This is a genomic window from Palleronia caenipelagi (genome assembly GCF_007004065.1).
In the GTDB taxonomy this organism is placed as follows: Bacteria; Pseudomonadota; Alphaproteobacteria; order Rhodobacterales; family Rhodobacteraceae; genus Palleronia; species Palleronia caenipelagi.
Genome location: NZ_VFSV01000056.1, coordinates 1 through 16,061 on the forward strand (window position 1 = coordinate 1; position 16,061 = coordinate 16,061).

15 protein-coding genes and 1 pseudogene are annotated in these 16,061 nt (G+C 61.1%); 7 read left to right on the forward strand and 9 right to left on the reverse strand.

The window, feature by feature from the left end; genetic code table 11:
- Both FEV53_RS17755 and FEV53_RS17760 read left to right on the forward strand, forming a co-directional pair.
- The coding region (locus FEV53_RS17755) for an integrase core domain-containing protein (protein WP_142836079.1) at positions 1 to 236 on the forward strand (236 nt) is incomplete at its 5' end.
- 684 nt (positions 237 to 920) lie between these two features.
- Positions 921 to 1,104, forward strand: a pseudogene (locus FEV53_RS17760) (integrase core domain-containing protein); the annotation flags it as partial.
- A gap of 1,141 nt (positions 1,105 to 2,245) precedes the next feature.
- On the opposite strand, the gene glnA reads toward FEV53_RS17760, so the two are convergent.
- Both glnA and FEV53_RS17770 read right to left on the reverse strand, forming a co-directional pair.
- The gene (gene glnA, locus FEV53_RS17765) at positions 2,246 to 3,652 is read right to left on the reverse strand and encodes a type I glutamate--ammonia ligase (protein WP_142836080.1); all 1,407 of its coding nucleotides are present in this window, start codon (positions 3,650 to 3,652) and stop codon (positions 2,246 to 2,248) included.
- Positions 3,653 to 3,689: 37 nt separating this feature from the next.
- Positions 3,690 to 4,028 carry a P-II family nitrogen regulator gene (locus FEV53_RS17770; protein ID WP_142836081.1) on the reverse strand — a complete coding sequence of 113 codons (339 nt, stop codon included), beginning with the start codon at positions 4,026 to 4,028 and terminating at the stop codon, positions 3,690 to 3,692.
- A gap of 152 nt (positions 4,029 to 4,180) precedes the next feature.
- Here FEV53_RS17770 and FEV53_RS17775 point away from each other — a divergent pair, with 152 nt between their 5' ends.
- Complete coding sequence (locus tag FEV53_RS17775) at positions 4,181 to 5,677, forward strand: NAD(P)H-hydrate dehydratase (protein ID WP_342778313.1); 1,497 nt, start codon at positions 4,181 to 4,183, stop codon at positions 5,675 to 5,677.
- A 116-nt stretch (positions 5,678 to 5,793) separates the two neighbouring features.
- Here the strand turns inward: FEV53_RS17775 and hmuQ are convergent, their stop codons facing one another.
- Together hmuQ and FEV53_RS17785 are read right to left on the reverse strand one after the other, a co-directional pair.
- Positions 5,794 to 6,096 carry a heme-degrading protein HmuQ gene (gene hmuQ, locus FEV53_RS17780; protein ID WP_142836082.1) on the reverse strand — a complete coding sequence of 101 codons (303 nt, stop codon included), beginning with the start codon at positions 6,094 to 6,096 and terminating at the stop codon, positions 5,794 to 5,796.
- A gap of 63 nt (positions 6,097 to 6,159) precedes the next feature.
- On the reverse strand, positions 6,160 to 6,924 hold the full coding sequence (locus FEV53_RS17785) for a sulfite exporter TauE/SafE family protein (protein ID WP_142836083.1): 765 nt from the start codon (positions 6,922 to 6,924) through the stop codon (positions 6,160 to 6,162).
- Positions 6,925 to 7,101: 177 nt separating this feature from the next.
- On the opposite strand from FEV53_RS17785, the gene FEV53_RS17790 reads away from it, so the two are divergent.
- Entirely contained in the window at positions 7,102 to 8,784 is a 1,683-nt protein-coding gene (locus FEV53_RS17790; protein WP_142836084.1) for an acyl-CoA dehydrogenase family protein, read from the forward strand.
- Positions 8,785 to 8,799: 15 nt separating this feature from the next.
- On the opposite strand, the gene FEV53_RS17795 is transcribed toward FEV53_RS17790, so the two are convergent.
- Positions 8,800 to 9,303 (reverse strand): SH3 domain-containing protein, encoded by a 504-nt coding sequence (locus tag FEV53_RS17795; protein ID WP_342778314.1) that lies wholly within the window; start codon positions 9,301 to 9,303, stop codon positions 8,800 to 8,802.
- 128 nt (positions 9,304 to 9,431) lie between these two features.
- Here FEV53_RS17795 and FEV53_RS17800 point away from each other — a divergent pair, with 128 nt between their 5' ends.
- The gene (locus FEV53_RS17800; protein ID WP_142836085.1) at positions 9,432 to 10,418 is read left to right on the forward strand and encodes a 2-hydroxyacid dehydrogenase; all 987 of its coding nucleotides are present in this window, start codon (positions 9,432 to 9,434) and stop codon (positions 10,416 to 10,418) included.
- Positions 10,419 to 10,514: 96 nt separating this feature from the next.
- Here the strand turns inward: FEV53_RS17800 and FEV53_RS17805 are convergent, their stop codons facing one another.
- The 3 genes from FEV53_RS17805 to panC all read right to left on the reverse strand — a co-directional run bounded on the left by FEV53_RS17805 (position 10,515) and on the right by panC (position 13,076).
- Positions 10,515 to 11,234, reverse strand: coding sequence for a hypothetical protein (locus FEV53_RS17805; protein WP_142836086.1), 720 nt, complete (start codon positions 11,232 to 11,234; stop codon positions 10,515 to 10,517).
- 175 nt (positions 11,235 to 11,409) lie between these two features.
- On the reverse strand, positions 11,410 to 12,225 hold the full coding sequence (gene panB, locus FEV53_RS17810; protein ID WP_142836087.1) for a 3-methyl-2-oxobutanoate hydroxymethyltransferase: 816 nt from the start codon (positions 12,223 to 12,225) through the stop codon (positions 11,410 to 11,412).
- 11 nt (positions 12,226 to 12,236) lie between these two features.
- Positions 12,237 to 13,076 carry a pantoate--beta-alanine ligase gene (gene panC / locus FEV53_RS17815; protein WP_142836088.1) on the reverse strand — a complete coding sequence of 280 codons (840 nt, stop codon included), beginning with the start codon at positions 13,074 to 13,076 and terminating at the stop codon, positions 12,237 to 12,239.
- A 210-nt stretch (positions 13,077 to 13,286) separates the two neighbouring features.
- On the opposite strand from panC, the gene rpsD reads away from it, so the two are divergent.
- Positions 13,287 to 13,907, forward strand: a complete 621-nt coding sequence (gene rpsD, locus FEV53_RS17820) for a 30S ribosomal protein S4 (protein WP_142836089.1) — start codon at positions 13,287 to 13,289, stop codon at positions 13,905 to 13,907.
- A 224-nt stretch (positions 13,908 to 14,131) separates the two neighbouring features.
- Positions 14,132 to 15,217 carry a histidinol-phosphate transaminase gene (hisC, locus tag FEV53_RS17825; RefSeq protein ID WP_142836090.1) on the forward strand — a complete coding sequence of 362 codons (1,086 nt, stop codon included), beginning with the start codon at positions 14,132 to 14,134 and terminating at the stop codon, positions 15,215 to 15,217.
- A 407-nt stretch (positions 15,218 to 15,624) separates the two neighbouring features.
- Here the strand turns inward: hisC and FEV53_RS17830 are convergent.
- A partial coding sequence (locus FEV53_RS17830; RefSeq protein WP_142836091.1) for an integrase core domain-containing protein occupies positions 15,625 to 16,061 on the reverse strand: 437 nt, incomplete at its 5' end.

Genomic DNA, 16,061 nt, shown 5'->3' on the forward strand with positions numbered 1-16,061 from the left:
TCTCGATGGATGGCCGGGGCCGCTGGATCGACAACCGGATGATCGAGCGGCTCTGGCGATCCCTCAAATACGAATGCGTCTACTTGAACGCCTTCGAAACAGGTTCCGAAGCCCGGGACGGGATCGGTGACTGGATCAGCTACTACAACGAAAGACGCCCGCACTCATCACATGGGATCATGACGCCGGACGAGGCCTATGACAGGCAATCTCCGGACCTGAAGGTTGCCGCCTGAAATGAAACCAATGCTATAGCTTAGCACGGCGGCAAACTGGTCGAATTTCAAGGACCACCTCTGTGGCTGGTTCATCGATATTGACGATGAGCGGGCGGTGCCGGTCTGTCGCGGACGGGACGAAGTCGAGGAACTGCTTTCCGAAGGCCTTATCGCTGACACTAAAGATCCATGGCTTGGCAGCGGTGAAGCACTGTTCGAAACGCAGCAGGCTCGGCGGGATGAGGTTTGGGACGCCATCCGCCCGATCGCCATGGCGCAGCCGGAAAGCTTCGATCCGCGCAGGCGCGCGGCGCTGACGCACGACCGCGTCGAGGAGACGGGGATCACGCGTCAACGGCTTTACCGCCTTCTGCGCCGCTGGTGGCAGCGCGGGATGACGCAGGCTGCTCTGACACCGGATTACGCAAATTCCAGTGGCGCCGGGAAGCGCAAGGCGGATCACGGGATGAAGCGTGGTAAGCCGGTCAAATATGGCCCGGAGGGGCTGAATGTCGATGACGAGGTGCGGTCGGCGTTCCGCGATACGGTGACGCGCTATCTCGCCCAGAACAAGACTCTCAATTTGGCCGATTGCTATCATAAATGGCGCTGTTGCACAAATCGGGGTCTGAGCGAGGACGGCCTACATCGCACCGCACGTTGGGTAATTGATCACCCGGATCAATTCCTGATCAGCCTCACCCTTGGCAGAGTGGATATTGCGAGAGCTTCAATGCCAGGTTCCGCGACGAGTTGCTCATTGCCGAAATCTTCTACAGCCTTCGAGTGGCAAAAGTCCTGATCGAGCAAGGGCGTGTTCACTACAACACGGTCAAACCGCACAGCGCCGGGTTATAGGCCACCTGCGCAGGGAAGCACCGTACCAATGGACCAGAGCCCCACGGTGCATCAACAATCAACCCGGACCACTCAACGGGGGTGGACCACCAGAGCATCCGGCATAAAGCAAGGAGAAATAGCAATAACGGGTGCCGAGATTTGCCGCGCCGAACGGGATCAGCGGGGCCAGACAGCTCAATTGGAGGAAGAGATATGCAGGGATGTTGCCGACGGGCAAGCAGAAGCTGCGTGAGCCTGAAGACGAGAAAAGGCGAACATCGAAACGGCGGGTGAAGGCGAAGCCTCCCCAATTCCGCGACGACGCCGTGAACCCGCATGATTCTTCGTTAATAGACTTTGTGCATAACCAACTGACAACGACACGAAGGATGTGTATTTTTCACTTGTGGAGACTTTCCCCCGATATGTTTCCGTACTGGGTGCTAGGTTCAGCTACAAAGGCGAAAATGTGTTCTCAACTCTGAATCAGGTCTGCCTTCAGGCCGTTACCCCGAGACGATCAGGCTGGACAATGGCCGCGAACTCGGGTCGCGCGAGATTGACCTCCGGGCTTGCCAGTCCGGCTTTAAGCTCGACTCCTGGCGGCCGGAAAAGCCGATGGTCAACGCTGAGATTGAAGCTTTAAGCAGCAGCTTTCGCTGAGAATACCTGAACTCACATTCGTTCGTAGGCCTTTAAGATAGGAGCGAGGAGTTGAAGGCTTGGCGTGGATACGACAACGGGAAAGCACCACCGCACAGCGCAATCGGGAGCAACGTCTCCGCCGCGCTCATGAAGTTGCCAGACCCATCCAGCCCGTCTGGGTGATCCTACGGCGGTAAATCCAGTCCCGACCGACGACACATCCTGTAGCACAGTAAACCTGACGCAAAACATCATGAATGCCATCAAGTGATCCAGACAGCCGACTCGGATCTCCCATATACCGTCTATAACGTCTGGACGCGGCTCATAAGCCCGCAGAGCGCTTAATTCAGCCCGCTAAAAAGGGCAACCGGTTCTCCGTTTCGCAGAAAGGCCACTGCGTGGACTGATCTGCGACACCGCCATTTATCGGCGTTCCTGACACCGTCCAGGTAGGGATGTCCATAAGCTGTTTCTTGGCTTAGTTCTGAAACGAAAAACGGCGCCCCGAGGGACGCCGTTTCCGTCATTCTGACGATGGATCAGCAGCTGTAATACATCTTGAATTCCATCGGGTGCGGCGTGTGCTCGTAGGCGTAGATCTCTTCCCACTTCAGGTCCATGTAGCCTTCGATCTGGCTCTGGGTGAACACATCACCAGCGGTCAGGAAGTCCGTGTCGGCCTCCAGCTCGGTCAGCGCTTCGCGCAGGGAGTGACAGACCGTCGGGATGCCCTCGAGCTCTTCCGGCGGCAGGTCGTAGAGATCCTTGTCCATGGCCTCGCCCGGATGGATCTTGTTCTTGATGCCGTCGAGGCCAGCCATCAGCAGGGCCGCGAAGCAGAGATAGGGGTTCGCCGACGGATCGGGGAAGCGGGCCTCAACGCGCTTGGCCTTCGGGCTTTCGGCCCACGGGATCCGGACGCAGCCCGAGCGGTTGCGGGCCGAATAGGCGCGCAGAACCGGAGCCTCGAAGCCCGGGATCAGGCGCTTGTAGGAGTTGGTCGAAGGGTTGGTAAAGGCGTTCAGAGCCTTGGCGTGCTTCAGAATGCCGCCGATGTAGTACAGCGCCTCATCGGACAGATCGGCGTATTTGTCGCCTGCGAACAGGGGCTTGCCGTCCTTCCAGATCGACATGTTCACGTGCATGCCGGTGCCGTTATCGCCCGCGATGGGCTTCGGCATGAAGGTAGCGGATTTACCGTAGGCGTGGGCCACGTTGTGGATGATGTACTTGTACTTCTGCATGTTGTCGGCCTGTTCCACCAGACCGCCGAAGATCATGCCCAGCTCGTGCTGGCAGGAAGCAACCTCGTGGTGGTGCTTGTCGACCTTCATGCCGATGCGCTTCATGGTGGACAGCATCTCAGAGCGCAGGTCCTGAGCGTCGTCGATGGGGTTCACCGGGAAATAGCCGCCCTTGATGCCCGGACGGTGACCCATATTCCCCATCTCGTACTCGGTGTCAGAGTTCCAAGAGCCGTCAACGGCATCGACCTGATAGGACACCTTGTTCATCTCGACGGAGAAACGAACATCGTCGAACAGGAAGAATTCGGCCTCGGGACCCCAGAAGGAGTTATCGCCGATGCCGGTGGATTTCAGGTAATCCTCGGCATTGCGGGCGGTGCCACGGGGGTCACGCTCATAACGTTCGTTGGTGTCGGGCTCCAGCACGGTGCAGTGCACAGCGAGCGTCTTCTCGGCGTAGAACGGATCCATATAGGCCGAGCCCGTGTCGGGCATCAGCTTCATGTCGGACTGGTCGATGCTCTTCCAGCCGGCGATGGACGAGCCGTCGAACATGAAACCTTCCTCAAGGAAGTCCTCATCGACCTGATCGGACATCACGGTCACGTGCTGCAGCTTGCCGCGCGGATCGGTGAACCGGATGTCAACGTATTCGACGTCTTCATCCTTGATGGTCTTCAGCATGTCGCTTGCGCTCATGGGAAGTTCTCCTGAGTGGTAAATCTGTGTGGGGATTTCAGAGGGCGTCCGGGCCGGACTCGCCGGTGCGGATGCGGATGGCCTGTTCGACGGGGGAGACGAAGATCTTGCCGTCGCCGATCTTGTCGGTTTTGGCGGCGTCGAGGATCGCTTCGATGGCAGATTCGACCTGATCGTCGTCCAGCACCACCTCGATTTTCACCTTGGGAAGGAAATCGACGACATATTCAGCGCCGCGATAGAGCTCCGTGTGGCCCTTCTGGCGTCCGAAGCCTTTGACTTCGATGACGCTGAGGCCCTGAATGCCCACGTCCTGCAACGCCTCCTTGACCTCGTCGAGCTTGAAAGGCTTGATGATCGCCTCGATCTTTTTCATCCGGCCGCACCCCTTCTGCTTGCTGAAGATCAGAGACCACTTTCGGCAGCAGGTCACAATTGGCGGGGTGATTTTGCAGCCCACTGCGCGAAAGATTCGCGGTCGAGTGATTAAAATTTACGCGTAACGCATAAAAATTGAGCAGGTGAGATATGGCGATGCGTCCTGAATCAGCGGTGACCACGGCGGAGATGCGTAAAATCGAGGCGGATGCCATTGAATCAGGCAGCGTCACCGGACTCGATCTGATGGAGCGCGCCGGTGCCGGAGCGGTGTCCGCGGCCCGGGAGCGGCTGATGCCCGATCCGGCAGGGAAACGCGTGCTGATCCTGTGTGGCCCCGGAAATAACGGCGGTGATGGTTATGTGATTGCCCGGATTCTGCACGATCTGGACGCAGAGATCGAACTGCGGGCGCTGGGCGCGCCGGGGCAAGGGGCGCCGGATGCGCTCGCAAACAGGAAGCGATGGCTGGAGATCGGCACGGTTATGCCCCTTGATGACAGCGCCGCCATGGGGGCACAGCCCGACCTAGTGATCGACGCGCTCTTCGGCACTGGGCTGGCACGCGGCGTAGATCCGGCGATCTTCGATCCGGTGCGGGCACGGATCGGCGCAGCGCCGATCATCGCTGTGGATCTGCCATCGGGTTTGTGCTCCGACAGCGGTCAGGTGATCGGCGCCGAGGGCGGTATCCTTCCGGCCACACTCACCGTATCCTTTCACCGGCCCAAGCGCGGCCATTATCTGCGCGACGGCCCCCGGTTTTGCGGCGCGCTGGCGGTCTGCGATATCGGCCTTGGCGCCACAGAAGGCGCGGTGCGTCTGGTCCGCGCGCCTGACGGGCTGGGCAAAGGACACGGCCACAAGTTCAGCTATGGTCATGCATTAGTTCTCTCGGGCGGCATGGGGCAGAGCGGAGCCGCGCGACTGGCGGCCCGTGCCGCGCTCCGGGTCGGGGCTGGCCTCGTGACAATCGGCGCCCCTGCGGAAGCCATGCCGGAGATCGCCGCGCAGATCACGGCCCTCATGTTGCGCCGGGTCGATGACGCCGGGAACTTTGCTGGCCTGTTGGACGATCCCCGGATCAACGCGCTTTGTCTTGGCCCGGGTTTGGGACTGGGGCCGCGTGAAGCTGCACTGATCGGCACGGCCCTCGTCTCGGCCCGCCCCGCCGTGCTTGATGCCGACGCATTGACGCTGATCGCAGCAGATCCGGAGCTTCGCAGCGCCCTCCATCCCAACTGCGTTCTGACGCCCCACGAAGGGGAATTTGCGCGTCTTTTTCCGGATATCGCTGACCGCTCCGAAGGTCCCGGCTGGGGCAAGCCGGATCTCGTGGCCGAAGCGGCGCGACGGTCAGGCTGCGTCATTCTGCTGAAAGGACCCGATACCGTGATCGCGACACCGGAGGGGAACGTCATGCTTCACGCCGCCGCCTATGAGCGTGCCGCACCATGGCTCGCGACCGCCGGTTCAGGAGACGTGCTCGCCGGACTGATCGCCGGGCTGCTGGCTCGCGGCGCAGCACCCGCCGCAGCGGCGCAGACCGGCGTATGGCTGCACACCGAAGCGGCCCGGCACATGGGCGCAGGTTTGATCGCCGAGGATCTGCCGGATTTGCTGCCTCGCGTTTTGCAGGACCTCTGAGATAACGAGCGGCCGGAATTTCTTTGTCGACCTTCCGGTCAGCCGGTCACAATTCCCGCCAAAACCGCTACGCAGCTGACACCAAGACAGCCATTAACCGTCCTCTGGGACGTGCCTCAGGCCACGCTCTCGAACACCTCCAGCACCGGCGCTTCGAGGTAGAGATCGGTCTGAGGCTTCACGCCGCTATGGGCCTTGCGGAACGCCTCGGAGCGGGTCCAAGCCTCAAACGCCGCCTTATCCGCCCACATAGTGTGACTGGCATAGAGCGTGTGGTCGTCCGTCGTCGCACCCCGTACGAGATGAAAAGCCACGAATCCCTTGACCTCATCCAGATGCGAGTCGCGATTTCGCCACATTTCCTCGAACGCGCCTTCACGCCCCGGGGTGACCTTGAACCGGTTCATCGTCAGATACATAGGCTGCCTCCTCACAATCTGATCGCAAGATGGGACGGCGCAAAGATACTGGCAAGGTCGTTGTCAGCCAAAGAAGCCCTTGCGCAGAAGGTTCAGCGCCGCCACGCTCAGCACAAGCAAGGTCATCTGCCGGAAGCGCTTGGGGTCGAGCCGGTCGCCAAACCGGAACCCCAACTGCATCCCCAGCCAGGCCGGAATCAGCAGCGTGGCCGAGAACAGCATCGTCTGGCTCGTCAGAAGGCCTGAGCTCAGATGCCCCGCCAACAACATTATTGAGCCGGCACCGTAAACCACGCCCTGCACCGCCATCTGGCGCTTGCGTTCCGTCTCCAGCGCGATGAGGTAGAGCACCGTCGGCGGGCCCCAGTTGCCTGCGATCCCCCCGATCGTTCCCGCCAGCGTGCCTATCACCCAGTCCCACCGCGTCTTGTGCGCGGGGTCGACGTGAAAGTGCACGCCCATGAGCTGAATGATCGACAGGATCAGCACCGGGAAACCGACCGCCAGATAGACCGCCTGCGCTGAAATCAGCGGCACGACCTGAGTCACCGCGAGGATCATCACGCAAGCGGCGAGAAGGAAGCGCCAGAAGTATTTTGTGCCTTCAACGGCTTCGTGCCAGCCTGCCTTGGCGACCTGCACAAAGTTCGAGGCCACTGTGGGCAGGATCAAACCGGCAATGGCAAGCTTTGGGTCGATGACGAGGGTCATACCGGCCACGAGAACCAGCGGCATGGCAAACCCGACCGCGCCCTTGATAAAGCCTGCCACGACGGCGACAGCGAGGCAGACGAGGAGTTCGGGGGCGGTGAGCAGGTCAAAGATCATGCCGCGCCCTACACCCCCGGCGCGGGAAAGTGTATAAAGAAAAGGGACGGGTCCTGAATTTGACGCGACCATCAGGTGCGTCACATTCGTTCCTTTCGCAGCGTCGCGAAGAAATCTTCTTGCGCCCGCGCAGATGCGGCGTTACCCCTTTGCAGACGCAGAAAAGTGGAGCCGTAGATGCCGCATGATGGACAGGACATGACCGCCGCGACCGCCCGCCCGGTTCTTTTCGATGACCTTCTGGCGACCACCGCCGCAGTGGTCGCCCCGGTAAACGCCCTGCGCGACGACGCCATTGCCGCGCTGCGCGATCTGGTGACCGTCGGGGGCCGGGTCAGTGCCGGAAAGATCGAAGAGCATCAACACGCCACCCATGGTGTGGCCTGGCTCGCGACCTATGCCCAGTCACTCACGCAGATGCAGGCATGGGCCGAAAAGCTGAACGACGACGACCAGTTCGGCGAGGTCGAGCAACTGATCCATCAGATTGCCTTTGGCGAGTATCTTGCGCAGATCCGCGGCGGCATCCCGATGAGTCAGGGCGAGATGCTGCGCCTGCATGATCTGGGGCTCTACGCGGGGCCGTTGAATCTGCCCGAGGCCGACCGTCTTGTGACCCACGGCAACTCTCAGGCTGCTCGCACCCGGCTCGTGGAGCTGATGCAGGAGCGCCGCGCGGAGAACACCTATGGCCGCAGCGGACTCGATGACGAGCTGGAGATGATCCGCGAGCAGTTCCGTCGTTTCGCCGTAGATCGGGTCGAGCCGAATGCCCATGAATGGCACCTGAAGGACGAGCTGATCCCGATGGAAATCATCGAGGAGATGGCGGAGCTGGGTGTCTTCGGCCTGACCATCCCCGAGGAATATGGCGGATTTGGCTTATCCAAAGCCTCCATGTGCGTGGTCTCCGAAGAGCTGTCGCGCGGTTACATCGGCGTGGGCTCGCTGGGCACCCGGTCTGAGATCGCCGCTGAGCTGATCCTCTGCGGCGGCACCGAGGAGCAAAAGCAGAGCTGGCTGCCGCGCATCGCCAGCGCCGAGATCCTGCCCACCGCCGTCTTTACCGAGCCTAATACCGGCTCCGACCTCGGCTCCCTCCGCACCCGCGCGGTGAAGGACGGGGACATCTGGAAGATCACCGGCAACAAGACCTGGATCACCCATGCCGCGCGCACCCATGTGATGACCCTGCTGGCGCGGACCAATCCGGCGACGGACAATTATTCCGGACTGTCCATGTTTCTGGCGGAGAAGACGCCCGGGACCGATGAGGCGCCATTCCCCGATGCGGGCATCACCGGCGGCGAAATTGAAGTGCTCGGTTACCGCGGCATGAAGGAATACGAGCTCGGCTTTGACGGGTTCGAGGTGAAGGGCGACAACCTTTTGGGCGGCGAAGAGGGCAAGGGCTTCAAGCAGCTCATGGAGACCTTCGAGAGCGCCCGCATCCAGACCGCCGCCCGCGCCATCGGCGTCGCTCAGGCCGCGCTCGATACCGCCATGACTTATGCCATCGACCGCAAGCAGTTCGGCAAATCGCTGATCGAATTCCCCCGCGTCTCGGGCAAGCTCGCGATGATGGCCGCCGAGATCATGGTGGCGCGTCAGCTCACCTATTTCTCTGCCTATGAGAAAGATCACGGGCGGCGCTGCGACCTTGAGGCCGGGATGGCGAAACTGCTCGGCGCCCGCGTAGCTTGGGCTGCGGCCGATAACGGGTTGCAGATCCATGGCGGCAACGGCTTTGCGCTGGAATATGTGGCCTCGCGCCTGCTCTGCGATGCGCGGATCCTCAACATCTTTGAGGGCGCGGCGGAAATTCAGGCTCAGGTCATCGCCCGCCGCCTGCTTGGCTAATGGCACAGGGCGGGATCACTCGATGATCTCGCCCGGCTCCACGCCCCAGAGAGCGTCCTCGTGAACCCAGCCCTCATATCCGTCCTTGGCGATCCGGCACCACGTCTCGCCGCAGGTCTCGATCCGAGCGACCACGCCCCGCTTTGCGACGGCTACCACGTTCGAATCTACATCAGGACGACTACGGAGTTCGACACTCTCGGCCTCAATAAGCGCGGTCCGCGCGCCGGAGAGCAGGGAGTAGTGGATCCAGCCGCCCTGCCCGTCCCGATCCTCAATCCTGCGCCAGTGGCCGTATTCGGCAGTCACCCGGAGCGGCAGGCCCCGCAGGCTATAAACCCAGTCTACCCGGTGGCTCAGGGAGGGTCCGCGCCGCACATTCGCTTCACTGGCTTTCAGCGAGACAAAGCGCGGCATGGGCAGGTTGGTCACAGGACCACGGCCCTCGGTCTCCTGCGCCATCGCAGCGCAGGCCAAGGACGCGGTCAGCACCGCCACAAGAACTCGTTTCTTCATCATCTGCCCGATGATCCATCCGCCAGTATGCCCGCTCTTGCGGGTCTTGGGAGCATTCGGCTTGTACCCTACCCCATTCCCCGCCACTTTGCGCGTGGCGAAGGAAAAATCAAATCGCCGAGGAGGAAATAATGCCCGCCGATCGTCTGAGTGTTGTCGTTACGCGACGCCTTCCCGAGCGCGTTGAAGCCCGCATGTCGGAACTGTTCGACGTCAAGCTCCGGAATACCGACGCCCCCATGACCCGGGACGAGTTGATTTACGCGGTGCAATCGGCTGATGTGCTGGTGCCGACAATTACGGACCCAATCGACGCAGGCCTATTGGCGCGCGCCGGGGAGCGGCTGAAGCTCATCGCCCAGTACGGCTCCGGCGTGGACAATGTGGATGTGGCCACGGCCCGGCAGCGGGGCATTCTGGTGTCGAATACCCCCGGCGCCTCGACCGATGACACGGCGGATATGACGATGGCGCTGATGCTGGCCGTCACCCGCCGCATTCCCGAGGGTCTCTCGTTGATGCAAGCAGGCGCATGGGACGGCTGGTCGCCCAATGCCATGCTCGGTGGCCGGATCTCCGGGCGGCGGATCGGCATCCTTGGCATGGGCAGGATCGGTCAGGCTGTGGCCCAACGCGCAAAGGCGTTTGGCATGCAGATCCATTACCACAACCGCCGCCCCCTCCGCGCCGCAATTACCGAGCCGCTCGAAGCAACCTATCACGAGAGCCTCGACCACATGGTCAGCCGGATGGACGTGATCTCGGTCAATTGCCCGCACACGCCCTCGACATTCCACCTGATGAACGCCCGTCGCATCGCGCTGATGAAGCCGACGGCGGTGCTGGTGAACACCTCGCGGGGTGAAGTGATCGACGAGAACGCACTGGCCCGCGCTCTGGAGCAGGGCAAGATTGCCGGTGCCGGTCTCGACGTGTTCGAACACGGGTCCGACATCAACCCGAAGCTGCGTGAGACCCCGAATACTGTGCTCTTGCCTCATATGGGGTCTGCCACGGTAGAAGGGCGCGCGGAGATGGGCGAGAAGGTCATCATCAATATTAAGACCTTCGCCGATGGCCACCGTCCGCCGGATCAGGTCGTCCCCGCTGCGCTCTGACGTTCAGGGGATTATCGGATGGGGGGGGGCGGCTCCACCAGAAAAGCCTCCCCAGCGTTGTGCCGAGACGGACCGCACTGACCCGCAGGACGCCAGCTAGTCCTGCGACACGCTCGTCAGATCCGATTGGCTCTCGCCAATTTCCGGGGATGTGTAGCGAACGAGATCGGCATAGTAGCAACCCGATGTGTCGCTAACATGAAATGTCGTGACCTCGGACATCTCGTTGAATTGTGCCCAGCGCTGGCCTTCTTTGGCGATGAGCGCGGCGACACTGTGGGACATCAGACTATCGGTCGCCTGATGCTCCATGACATCGCGTAGCGAGCGCCCACAGATCCGGTTCGGGCGCACACCCAGCGCCGCCGCTTCCGGTTCGCTGACGGCAAGATAGCGTGATCGGAGGTCGAATACTGCAAGACGGTCCACACTCGACAAAACGTAATCGGTGAGATCGGAACCAGACAGGCCCTCAGGCATCGGAGCCGATCGCTTTCGCGACCGTATCGCCGGCTCAGCAGCCACATCAAGCTTTTCCAGATCCGTCGCCGCCAGCGCCTGCCACGGTTTCAACATGCGCTCACAATTCGGCTCAGGGAACTCAAGCCGCTGCATGGCGAAGAAGTCCAGAATATCCTCCAGCTCGTCGATGGATTGAGGCACAAAGGATTCGAGACGGACCATCAGCGATGCGGTCAGCCGGACCAAAGCGGCCTGACTGCGCAGCGCCCCCCCGTCCAGAATTTGCGCCCGCAACTGCGCATCACAGATCCTGAACTTCGCGCTGAGGCGCGCAAACTCTGTCATCACAAACATATACCGATCAACTCATTAAACTCTGGAAAGATGTGACTTACGATTGCTCGGGGCTACCCGACCAGCTTCTAGATATCAAAGCGCAGTCCGACTAAGGCTTAGATCCGTCAGCGAACGAATTGACAGAGGTCGAAACGACTTTGTCCCGGGGCGCCGCCAGGACCTTCCGATCTCCTTACCGGTAGACGTGGTCTTCGCCAGGGAAGCTGCGCTGCTTCACCTCATCAGCATAGGCGCTGACGGCGTCTTCGATGTCCTGTTTTAGGTTTCCGTAGACCTTGACGAATTTCGGCGCCCAGTCTCCGAGACCGAGCATGTCTTCGAGGACAAGGATCTGACCGTCGCACCGGGCGCTGGCGCCGATGCCGATGGTCGGAATGTCCACAGCCTCGGTGATCTGGCGCGCCAGCGGTTCGACCACGCCCTCAACGACAACGGCAAATGCTCCGGCTTCGGCCACGGCCTTTGCGTCCTCGATATGCAGCGGCCAGCTGTCCTCGTCCCGGCCTTGCGTCTTGAACCCGCCCATGACGTGGGAGCTCTGGGGGGTGAGGCCGATATGGGCCATCACCGGCACGCCGCGCTCGGTCAGGAAACGGATGGTCTCGGCCATGCGCTTGCCGCCCTCCAGCTTCACCGCGCCGCATTGGGTCTCCTTAAGGATCTTGGCCGCATTGCGGAACGCCACCGAGGGGCTCTCCTCGTAGGTGCCAAACGGCATATCCACGACGATCAGCGCGCGCTGAGTGCCACGAACGACGGCCTTGCCATGCATGATCATCAGATCGAGCGGCACCCCCACGGTGGTCTCCATCCCGTGCATCACCATGCCGAGGCTGTCCCCCACGAGGATGAAATCGGCATATTTGTCCACGATGGCTGCCGTGTGCGCGTGATAGGAGGTCAGCGAGACGATGGGCTCCCCCCCTTTCCGCGCCGCAATCTGCGGAACGGTGATGCGGCGGACGGGCGCGCTGGTCTGAGTGCTCATATCAGGTCCTCTTAGTCAGGTACGACCATATTATCGATAAGAAAGACGTCGCCGAAGGAGACTGCAAGCAACATCACAACCGGTCGGCGGGGAACCCCGGTCACGGGAGACAGATCCTCGGCGTCGCGAATGTCGATGGAGCGGATCTCACTGCCCCTCGCCGCCTCGAGCCGGGCGCGTATAGCGGTCTCGGCAGCGGCAACGTCTCCGCCCTGCCCCAGCACCCCGGCGCCACCGAGGAGCGCCTGATGGAGGGCCGGTGCTTCCGCACGCTGGTCCTCCGACAGCCGCACGTTGCGGGATGACATGGCCAACCCATCCTCCTCGCGCCGAATCGGCACGCCGGTGATGTCGATATCCATATCGAGATCCCAGACCATCCGGCGGATCACGCAAAGCTGCTGGTAGTCCTTCTGCCCAAAAAACGCTGCATCGGGGCGGGTGATGTTAAACAGCTTCGTCACCACTGTCGCCACACCGCGAAAATGCCCGGGCCGGATAGCTCCGATCAGCACGCCGGACAGTTCGGTCGTCTCGACGATGGTTTCCGCGTCTGCGGCATACATCTCCGCCGGATCCGGCAGGAATACCGTATCCACCCCTTCGGCCTCCAGAAGCGCCAGATCGCGGGCTTCGTCGCGAGGGTAGGTCTCCAGATCCTCGTTCGGGCCAAATTGCGTTGGGTTAACGAAGATCGTCACAATGACTTTCTCACAGCTCTCTCGCGCCGCGCGCACCAGAGAGAGGTGCCCGTCATGGAGATATCCCATGGTTGGCACCAACCCAACGCGGGCCGTCCCCATCGCCGCCCGCGCCGCGCGAATCTCGGCTTTCGTTCTGCAGATCTCCATAGATCCCTCTCACACGTCCTGTCACAGACGGTATAGCGTTTCCACGGCGCAGGCCAATGCGTTGACACCACCGCAAACCCATCTATAAGCGCGCCTATTGGTGTTGGTGGCCCCCGCAAGGGGATGCCTGTCGGGATGCCTATCCGGATCGCAGATCCGGACCTGTATGCCAAAGGACAACGCCCTTTTGAAAGCAAAAGGAGAACAGCCGTGACCAAACGCACGTCTGCCAAGTACAAAATTGACCGCCGTATGGGCGAAAACATCTGGGGCCGCGCGAAATCCCCGGTCAACCGCCGTGAATACGGCCCCGGCCAGCACGGTCAGCGCCGCAAGGGCAAAATGTCCGACTTTGGCCTGCAGCTCCGCGCCAAGCAGAAGCTGAAGGGCTACTACGGCGACCTGACCGAAAAGCAGTTCCGTCGCATCTACGCCGAGGCCGAGCGTCGTCGCGGTGACACCGGTGAGATCCTCATCGGCCTGCTGGAGCGCCGTCTGGACGCCGTCGTCTACCGCGCCAAGTTCGTGGCCACCATCTTCGCGGCCCGTCAGTTCGTGAACCACGGCCACGTGCTGGTGAACGGCAAGCGCGTGAACATCCCCTCCTACCGCGTGCGTGAGGGGGACGTGATCGAAGTCCGCCAGAAGTCGAAGCAGCTCGCCGTTGTGCTCGAAGCCTCCCAGCTCGCCGAGCGGGACGTGCCCGACTACATGGAAGTCGACCACTCCAAGATGACCGCGACCTTCGTTCGCACCCCCGGACTCGGCGATGTGCCCTATCCGGTGCAGATGGAACCGAACCTGGTTATCGAATATTACGCTCAGAACTAAGACCGGCCGGTCCTGACCGGCACTGGTTTAGCTGACTGGGAGCCGCGCCTTATTTAGGCGCGGTTTTTTTTTGCATAAGATCCGCGCCTGTGGATTTTACGCCGCGCCTTGCGGTCTCCGGGTCCCGCGCAAGGAAAATAGGCGTTGCAAACGACTTCCCGACGGGTGCATTTCGCCATTATGTTGCCGCTTTCTGGCCTTCCCGCCTTTTCGGAGACGCCCCTATGAGTCCCATCGCCCCCAAGCCCGGCATTCTCGACATCGCCCCTTATGTGGGCGGCAAAAGCCATGTGGACGGTGTGCGGGATGTGGTGAAACTGTCCTCGAACGAAAACCCCGCTGGACCACCAGAGTCCGCACGCGCTGCGCTGGCAAAGGTCAGCCACACACTGCACCGCTATCCATCCACCGATCACGCCGAACTGCGAGCAGCAATTGCAGAGGTTCACGGTCTGGACGCAGATCGAATTATCTGTGGCAATGGCTCCGATGAGCTGATTGCCATGCTCTGCACCGCCTATTCCGGTCCCGGAACTGAGGTGATTCACACGGAGCATGGCTTTGCGATGTACCGAATCTCTGCCCTCACCGCCGGTGCAGACCCTGTGGAGGTGCCAGAGCGTGACCGCCGGGTGGATGTGGACGCCATTCTCGCGGCCGTGACGGAGCGGACCCGGCTTGTCTTTATTGCCAACCCCGCGAACCCGACCGGGACCATGCTGGATGTCGATGAGGTTACGCGTCTGGCGGAGGCGCTTCCTGCGCATGTCCTCCTAGTTCTGGATGGCGCCTATGCGGAATATGTGGAGGGGTACGACGCAGGGGCGGCACTGGTCGCGACCCGAGAGAACGTGGTGATGACTCGAACGTTTTCCAAGATCTACGCCCTCGGCGGTCTTCGCGTCGGCTGGCTCTATGGTCCCGAACACATTCTCGATGTTCTGGGTCGGATTCGCGGCCCCTTCAATCTTGGCACCCTCCAACTCGCTGCCGCAGAGGCCGCGATCCGTGACCAGAACTTTGTGGAGCGCTCGCGTGTCGAAAACACTCGTCTGCGCCGCTGGATCACTGACGCGCTGACAGAGATCGGGATCGGATGCGACTCCTCCGAAGCCAACTTTGTCCTGGCGCGTTTTGAGACAGCGAATGAAGCAGATGCATGCGAACTGCACTTGCGCCAACAAGGCCTGCTGGTGCGCAAGGTCGGCGGATACAAGCTGCCCCAGGCTCTTCGCATCACCGTTGGCGATGAGCCGTCTTGCCGCAGGGTGGTGCACGAAGTCAGGCGTTTCAAAGGGCTTGACAGCTGATCCCCTATTCAGGTGCACGGCAGCCTCGACCTTGATGCGCATGGGCGGACTGATCCTGTGGTCAGGCCGCCCCATAATCGACGGCAGTAAAACCCATAAAGGGCTAACGTCGCATTCAAACGTTGCCTAGTCGGGGGGACCCTTTAGAACGGCCTGAAGGCAGATTTGTTTGGCTGTGACATTCAGACCTTGCAGACGATCTCGTGGGGCAGAAGTTCTCATTGGGCTCGGGCACGCCAGACGTTTGTGCATTTGCTGGTCGCTGTCGCGATGATCGCGTTCACGGGGCCGAACCGGTTCAGTCGCTTGGTCCCGGCAGCGACATGGGGCGACTCGAACCGCTCTCGGAGGCTGGCGGCATTAAAGTCACCAGCCGCTCTAAATTATGGTGAGAATTTGCAGCCTCCTTAGCTGTTCAGTCCCGGCATTTGGTGGATCGGATTTAGGATGAATCGATCTGGCTCTGAAGTCCAGATCTTGCAGATGTATTCGTAAGGCGTCAGCCCGCTGAGGGTCTTGAGCCTGCGGGCGAAGTTGTAGGCTGTCATGAAGTCGGCAAGGTGTGTTCGCAACTGGTCGTGATTTTCGTAGTGGAAGCGTTTGACCGTCGCCTCCTTGATGGTGCGGTTCATTCGTTCGACCTGGCCATTGGTCCACGGATGGTTCGGCTTAGTGAGCCGATGTTCGATCTCATTTGCCTCACAGATCATGTCGAACCGCATCTGCCGTGAATATGCTGTGTTCCGGTTGCGGGGCTGCTCGGCGAACTGGATGCCGTTGTCAGTGAGGATCGTGTGGATGCGATAGGGGACGGTATTGAGCAGGTGTTCGAGGAACTCCCATG